The 257-nt window shown below is 56.0% G+C and carries 1 protein-coding gene; it reads right to left on the reverse strand.

The genetic code is table 11. The features are described from left to right. A partial coding sequence (locus MXD62_RS09055) for a hypothetical protein (RefSeq protein WP_248828927.1) occupies positions 1–257 on the reverse strand: 257 nt, incomplete at both ends.

The raw sequence follows: 257 nt of genomic DNA on the forward strand, positions 1-257 counted from the left end.
TCATTTTGCAGAGCAGAACGATCGACCGCTCCTGTCTGCAAATTAACGATGGTCGCCTGGGCAGGGTCCTTCAAGCTCCATTGAACCGTCGTTCCTTCTGCGCCGGAAGTCGGCAATTGGATCACCGAAGACTCGCCGTCATAGCTGAGTGCCAGTGCCAATTTATCGTGGGCAACGGCCAAAGCCTCGGCCAGCGCACCGCTTTCCATCGGGGAATATCCTTGTTGCTCCGCTTCCGCCTCGGAACTAAAGAAGAC

The organism is Frankia sp. Mgl5 (assembly GCF_023242985.1).
GTDB lineage: Bacteria > Actinomycetota > Actinomycetes > Frankiales > Frankiaceae > Parafrankia > Parafrankia soli.